We start from the raw sequence: 2,537 nt of genomic DNA, 5'->3' as shown, positions 1-2,537 counted from the left end.
CGCCTTCCGGAAGCTACGCTGCTCCGCAACGACAAGGAAAGTCTCCACCTCGGCGAGGCTCACACCCAAGCGGGGCAATTCGGACGCCGTGAGCTCGCTTGACCCGTCGTGGACTTCAGCGTGCGCCTTCACGATCTCACCCGCAACTGCTGGCGCGAGCGACCGCCCGGTTGAAGAGCCGGCACCGACCTAGCAGAGCATGTCGTCGGTTGTTGCCCAGCAGGTCGATTGACCGCTTGGATCGCGCTAGTCCTGCTAGCACAATGTGTTGCACCGCGACGACGCGTTAAGGTGACTCTCCGATGCCAATTCGGCTGCAATGTCGATCACCGACTTTCGTCCCGCCCAGACCTGATCCACGTTAATATGCGCCGAGAAATAGGGTCTGTCGCGCACCGGGCCATCATGCACAAACGACCGCTCTGAGGAGCCGCTGCGACAGGCTGAACGGCTAGAATTGGGCGCAAAGCGGGCGTGGGCGCGGCGGACCGGGTGGCAGCGAACCACCGAGGCTGTGTGAGAACGCTTGGTGGGATGCAGGGCGGTGAGCGGGTAGCGCGGGAGGGAGCCGCTCTCAGGCGTTTAGCGCAGAGATCAGCGGCTTCACTCCGAAGATCGAGATCAGTCGCTTCATGTTGTAGGCCAGGATGTGGAGGCTCATCTCACCTGCGACCTTGTCCAGACGTCGCATCCTGAAGTGGACGGCTCCCATCCAGGCCTTCAGCGTACCGAAGACATGCTCAACGGTCTTGCGGCGGGTGCGCATCGCTTCGGGTTGGCGATCAAGCCTGTCCTGCATGGCGTCGATGACGGCTTCATGCTCCCACCGTTTGATCCGTCGCTCCTTGCCGGTCGTGCAGTTCGCCTTCAGGGCGCAGGCCGAACAGTTGCTGGTCCAGTAGGACCGTAACGTCATGCCGTGCTCGACGCTGTCGAAGCGCCAGGTCAGCCGCTCGCCGGCCGGGCAGACGTACGCGTCTGCTTCGGCGTCGTAGACGAAGTCCTGCTTGCCATAGCGCCCCTCGGCCTTCGATCCGGAGGTCAGCGGCTTGGGCAGAAGCGGCGTGACGCCGAGCGCCTCGCAGGCGAGGACCTCCTCGCCTGAGAAGTAGCCTCGGTCGGCCAGCACGGTGAGCGGCCCGGCCCCGGTCGCCGCCTGCGCCTTCGCCGCCATGTTGGCGAGCTGGCTGCGGTCGTGTCCGACGTTGGTCACCTCATGGGCGACCACCAGGTGGTGCTCCGCGTCCACGGCGGCCTGGACGTTGTAGCCCACCATGCCCGTCCCCTTGCCGTGGGTGGCCATGGCGCGGGCGTCGGGATCGGTGCGCGATATCTGGTGATCCGAAGCCGTGGCCAGCTCGACCTCCACGGCCTGGAGACCACGCACCTGCTCTCGCAGGGCGCCCAGCCGCTCCCTGATCCGGGTCCCGCGCAGCTCCGCCGCCTCGCCCTCCTGCCGGTCGGCGGTGTCCAGCGCCCGCAGGTAGCGCTCGATGCTGGCCTGCGCCTGCTCGATGCGCCGGCGCACCGCGGCGGGGGTGAAGTTCTTGTCGCGCGTGTTCACCGCCTTGAAGCGGCTGCCGTCCACCGCCACGACCCCGCCCGAGAGCAGGCCCATGCCCCGGCAGATCGCGACAAAGGCGGCGCAAGCCCGCTGCAGCGCCTCGCCGTTGTCGCGGCGGAAGTCGGCGATGGTCTTGAAGTCCGGGGCGAGCCTGCCCGTCAGCCACATCAGCTCGGTGTTGCGCCGAGCTTCACGCTCCAGCTTGCGGCTGGACTGCACCTGGTTCAAGTAGCCGTACAAGTAGAGCTTCAGCATGCAGCCGGGCGAGTAACCCGGCCGCCCCGTCGCCGCCGCCTGCACGCGTGCGAACCCCAGAGCCGCCAAGTCCAGCTCATCTACGAAGACGTCGATCACCCGGGCTGGATTGTCCTCGTCCACGTAGTCATCGAGTGCTGCTGGAAGCAGCTGCACCTGATGACGATCCGCACCTTCGACAAATCGCGCCATGACTGACACCCCGCGAAGCAGGCGAAGTCTACCAGATCAGCGCGTTTTCACACAGCCTCCACCCATAGCGGCGGGTCGTAACGTCCGCTCTCAGCAGGTCCATCCTTCACCGCTCACGGCGTCCACAGCACCTGGTTCACGCGTGTCGCTTCCGTCGCCAGCATGACCAGGCGGTCGAAGCCGAGGGCGACGCCGCTGGCGGGCGGCATCAGGGCGAGCGCCGCCAGCAGGTCCTCGTCGATCGGGTAGCGTTCGCCGTAAAGGCGGGCCTTTTCGGCCATGTCGGCCTCGAAGCGGCGGCGCTGCTCGACGGGGTCTGTGAGCTCGCCGAAGCCGTTGGCCAGCTCCACCCCGCAGGCGTAGAGCTCGAAGCGCTCCGCCACGCGGCCGTCGTGGGGGCAGGGACGTGCCAGCGCGGCCTCCGCCAGAGGGTATTCGTAGAGGATCGTGGGGCGCCCCTCGCCGAGGCGCGGCTCGATCCGCTCCACCAGCACGCGGCTGAACACGTCCGACCAGCTGTCGTCCA

Annotated in this window: 2 protein-coding genes; both read right to left on the bottom strand. The window is 67.0% G+C overall.

Going from position 1 to position 2,537, the window contains the following annotated elements; genetic code table 11:
* Positions 1–574 precede the first annotated feature (574 nt).
* On the bottom strand, positions 575–2,011 hold the full coding sequence (locus HUV06_RS15885) for an IS1182 family transposase (protein ID WP_174302210.1): 1,437 nt from the start codon (positions 2,009–2,011) through the stop codon (positions 575–577).
* A gap of 113 nt (positions 2,012–2,124) precedes the next feature.
* Positions 2,125–2,537, bottom strand: a 413-nt coding sequence (locus HUV06_RS15880; protein ID WP_305793649.1) for an amino acid--tRNA ligase-related protein, incomplete at its 5' end; no start/stop codon positions are given.

Origin of the sequence: Caulobacter sp. S45 (assembly GCF_903642205.1) — a bacterium.
GTDB lineage: Bacteria > Pseudomonadota > Alphaproteobacteria > Caulobacterales > Caulobacteraceae > CAHJWH01.
Note: the sequence above shows the minus strand (reverse complement) of the source record. Positions and strands in the feature narration are given on the sequence as shown.